Below are 3,419 nucleotides of genomic sequence, written 5' to 3'. Positions count from 1 at the left end.
AGGCGTGTTCGGGACTTTCACCCATTAGAGCGCGCCCATGGCGCGCAAACCAAAAATGCACAGTTCCCGATAAGCTAAGAACTGTGCATCTTTTTTCTTCAATTTTACAATTTCTCTATTTTTCAAACAAGAACTTCTCGATTTCAAATGGCGATAAATAAATCTCTCCACCATCATCAGTTTAATTTTCGTTTAGATTAACGATTTCTTTTTCCTGTATTCTCTGTCCCTCGGATTTCCTCATGATAGAAATAATCTACGATCACCGGATGTCCCTGCGGGACTCTGCCATAAGGCATTTCATTATCCACAAAGGGACAATCATACTTCTTAGCCATTTCCTCAGCTTTTACTTCAAGTGCTTCAAAGTAGCTGCGGTTATGCTTGTTATAGATCTCGTCATAAAGTGGTACAAGATCAGGATATTTTCCGGCGATATAATCCATAATTGTCTTTTTGAAACCGCCTCGAAGATTGAGATTTTCGAGCCAGAACAGATCGCACTGATCCTTTACCTGCTCAAAGATTGCTTCAAAATCTGTGATACCGGGAAATACCGGGGATACGAAACAGACTGTACGGATACCTGCTTCATATACCTGCTTCATAGCAGCGATACGGCACTCAATGCTAGAAGCAGAGTCCATATCGTTCTTGAAATTTTCATCTAGTGTGTTGATCGACCATGAAACGGTTACTCGTCCAAGCTTCTTCAGCAGATCAATATCCCGTACCACAAGATCCGACTTTGTGCAGATCAGAATATCTGCGTCACTGCCGATCAGCTGCTCCAGAAGTTTTCTGGTATTCCCGAATTGCTCCTCCTGTGGATTGTAGCCATCTGTCACAGAACCGATGACCACCCGCTGTCCGGCATATTTCTTCGGATTCTTAATTTCCGGCCAATGCTTCACATCAAGGAAAGTGCCCCATTCCTCCTTGTGTCCGGTAAAGCGCTTCATAAAAGAAGCATAGCAATACTTGCAGGCGTGTGTACAGCCTACATATGGATTGACCGAGTAACCGCCTACAGGCAGACTGGACTTGGTCATGATGTTCTTTGTTTCCGCCTCATTAATGAGGATTCCATTTATTACTTCTGCCATGATTTCTGTACCTCCAACACTTTATTGAATTCATCCGGCATTTCCTGAATCATATTTTCATTCCCTATGATAGGGACAAGATCTTCCTTCATAAATACCGGAATGTCAAGCACATGCGCCTGATCTGTCAGAGACCATGCCCACTCCGGCTCCGTATGAACCTTCCTGCTCTGAACTCCAGTCATGGTGCCGACAACGATCCAGTTGATCCCGGAAAGATCAACTGAACCTGGATTGTCGAATAGCGGCTCAAAGGTAACATGATAGTGTTTTGCTCTGACATTTTCCCGTAGTGCGTCAATACGCCACAGTTCTGCTTTTCTCGTCACCGTAACACCAAACCATGCGTTTTCCAAATCTGTATCAAAATCCAGCAGATCTGGTCGCTTTGTAAGGAACAGGAACTGATGCTGTGGATTTTCACGGATTTTTTCAAATACCTCGTCTCTCCATTCTGACTTCCAGCCGGAAAGATCGCTCATGCCGGTAAGAAGAAAGTTCTGCGGACGTTTCTTTTCCATCATCTTGAGTTTACCCGGAAAGAATTCAGGGTCAGCAAAGTCATCAATCATATGCCAGCGTTTCACATTATTGCGGGCATAGCAATATGCACACCCCACTGTACATCCGATGACGATATTCATGTTTTGAATCTGATCTTTGATACAAATACTCATGATTTCTGCCACTCCTCAAGATTCTTTCTGATACGGTCGAGGCATTCCTCAAACTGGGTAATTTCTTCCTCCGAAAAACCTTTGTAGTAAATACTGCCCATTTTATCAGATACAGAATCGTATTCGTCCTTTAAGGCATGTGCTTTTTCAGTCAGAAACAGGAGTGTTTTCCTTTTGTCCGTTTCAGACTGAACACGTCTTATCAGCCCTTGATTTTCCATTCTTTCCAGCATCGTAGTAAGAGAAGTTATCGCTAATCCACACTTAATCGAGAGTGACCTGATTGAGATTCCATCTTCCTGCCACAGTACATAAAGAATACGCCCTTGGGCTCCGTTAAACGCATCAATATTCTTTTCGCTGAGAATCTTCTCAAAGATTCGATCTCCAAGTTGTTTTATTTTGGTAACAAGAAATCCTCCATTCATTTTTACACAAAAACTCCTATATAGTATTTTATCAAATAATACTATATAGGAGTTTTACTGTCAACAGTTTGTATGTCTAAGTAGAAGTAAATTCCGATTTCTCAGTTTCAAAAACTGGAAGTTATAAATATCTTTGCAAATATACCATATCTATTAACTGTACACCACACTCATAAATTGGGTGGTCATAATTGTCCGTAAAGAAATTCGGAATATTGTGAGATCGGACAAATCCGCATTTTTCATAAAACGGTACGGTCAACGGGCTGTCACCTGTTCCAACCTGCAAAATAGAATATTCATCTGCATATTTACTTACAAGGAAGTCAATCAATGCTTTCCCATAGCCCTGTCCTTGATTCTGAGGATCAACTGCAATATTTTTAATTTCAAGTATTCCATTATCTTCATCAGTAACGACACATTCAGCTTTTACATTACCATCTTCAAGTACATACATAGTACCTTTTTCAAGATAGTGATCAATCATATTTTCCTGCTCATCAGCTAATAACAATAATGCTATAAATTGCTTTTTATTCTCATTCACTTCTCGGATTTTCATATCTATTACTCCGTCAAACTAGAATTGAGATTTCATGTATTCCAAGGAATTTAATAATTGTTATATTTTATTATCAAATATCTCTCAAGCCCTTGAAAACACTAAGTTTATCGCAGGTGAGCTTTCCCTTATTGTTTCCCTTGTATTATATTGTCCCACCAGTGTTTACGAACTCTGATAAGGGCAAATACAAGGGCAAGAAAATCCTATAAAACAGTATAACACAAAATTAAAACGACATGGTGAACTGATTGAAATGCTTCTATTTTTTTAACAAATGATTGATTGAACGATAAGGAGATTTGATACGATGAGAACGATATTTGCAGAATACAATCCACACAGAAACAGCATTGATGTATATACCAGTGCTGGCTATATGCTCCGCATTGACTGCTGGGAAGCAGAAAAGAATTTAAAAACAACACCTGGATCAGATTGTGCGTTAAATGCACTTGCTATTGATGAACCACTTGAATATGCAAGATTGTATCTTGATGGAACGATGCAAATGTGGGTAGATGCGGAAGATTCCTTAGAAATTTAATTCAAAGATAAAAATAGTGTCTTCGACACCTCAACTCCCCTGCCCCCTCATTCATGAGGGGATTTATGGGTTTTCTTTTTGTTGCAATCCCTTCAT

The 3,419-nt window shown here is 39.9% G+C and carries 5 protein-coding genes; 1 reads left to right on the top strand and 4 read right to left on the bottom strand.

Going from position 1 to position 3,419, the window contains the following annotated elements; translation table 11 throughout:
• Window positions 1–197 precede the first annotated feature (197 nt).
• The 4 genes from DW650_RS19180 to DW650_RS19165 form a co-directional block, all read right to left on the bottom strand.
• Window positions 198–1,106, bottom strand: coding sequence for a radical SAM mobile pair protein B (locus DW650_RS19180; RefSeq protein WP_118041151.1), 909 nt, complete (start codon window positions 1,104–1,106; stop codon window positions 198–200).
• Complete coding sequence (locus DW650_RS19175; protein WP_117920234.1) at window positions 1,094–1,783, bottom strand: radical SAM mobile pair protein A; 690 nt, start codon at window positions 1,781–1,783, stop codon at window positions 1,094–1,096. The genes DW650_RS19180 and DW650_RS19175 overlap by 13 nt, the downstream gene beginning before the upstream one ends.
• Window positions 1,780–2,211, bottom strand: coding sequence for a radical SAM mobile pair system MarR family transcriptional regulator (locus DW650_RS19170; protein ID WP_117920236.1), 432 nt, complete (start codon window positions 2,209–2,211; stop codon window positions 1,780–1,782). The genes DW650_RS19175 and DW650_RS19170 overlap by 4 nt, the downstream gene beginning before the upstream one ends.
• A gap of 121 nt (window positions 2,212–2,332) precedes the next feature.
• The gene (locus DW650_RS19165) at window positions 2,333–2,776 is read right to left on the bottom strand and encodes a GNAT family N-acetyltransferase (protein WP_117920238.1); all 444 of its coding nucleotides are present in this window, start codon (window positions 2,774–2,776) and stop codon (window positions 2,333–2,335) included.
• Between the two features lie 310 nt (window positions 2,777–3,086).
• On the opposite strand from DW650_RS19165, the gene DW650_RS19160 reads away from it, so the two are divergent.
• Complete coding sequence (locus DW650_RS19160; protein WP_008373065.1) at window positions 3,087–3,323, top strand: DUF6061 family protein; 237 nt, start codon at window positions 3,087–3,089, stop codon at window positions 3,321–3,323.
• Window positions 3,324–3,419 lie beyond the last annotated feature (96 nt).

It is taken from the genome of Roseburia sp. AM23-20, assembly GCF_003470905.1.
GTDB classification, from domain to species: domain Bacteria; phylum Bacillota; class Clostridia; order Lachnospirales; family Lachnospiraceae; genus Roseburia; species Roseburia rectibacter.
Note: the sequence above shows the minus strand (reverse complement) of the source record. Positions and strands in the feature narration are given on the sequence as shown.

What these genes read in the sequence shown, in the direction of transcription:
- DW650_RS19160 (WP_008373065.1), top strand. Translation starts at nt 3,087, where the DNA reads ATGAGAACGATATTTGCAGAATACAATCCACACAGAAACAGCATTGAT.
- DW650_RS19165 (WP_117920238.1), bottom strand. Translation starts at nt 2,776, where the DNA reads ATGAAAATCCGAGAAGTGAATGAGAATAAAAAGCAATTTATAGCATTA.
- DW650_RS19170 (WP_117920236.1), bottom strand. Translation starts at nt 2,211, where the DNA reads ATGAATGGAGGATTTCTTGTTACCAAAATAAAACAACTTGGAGATCGA.
- DW650_RS19175 (WP_117920234.1), bottom strand. Translation starts at nt 1,783, where the DNA reads ATGAGTATTTGTATCAAAGATCAGATTCAAAACATGAATATCGTCATC.
- DW650_RS19180 (WP_118041151.1), bottom strand. Translation starts at nt 1,106, where the DNA reads ATGGCAGAAGTAATAAATGGAATCCTCATTAATGAGGCGGAAACAAAG.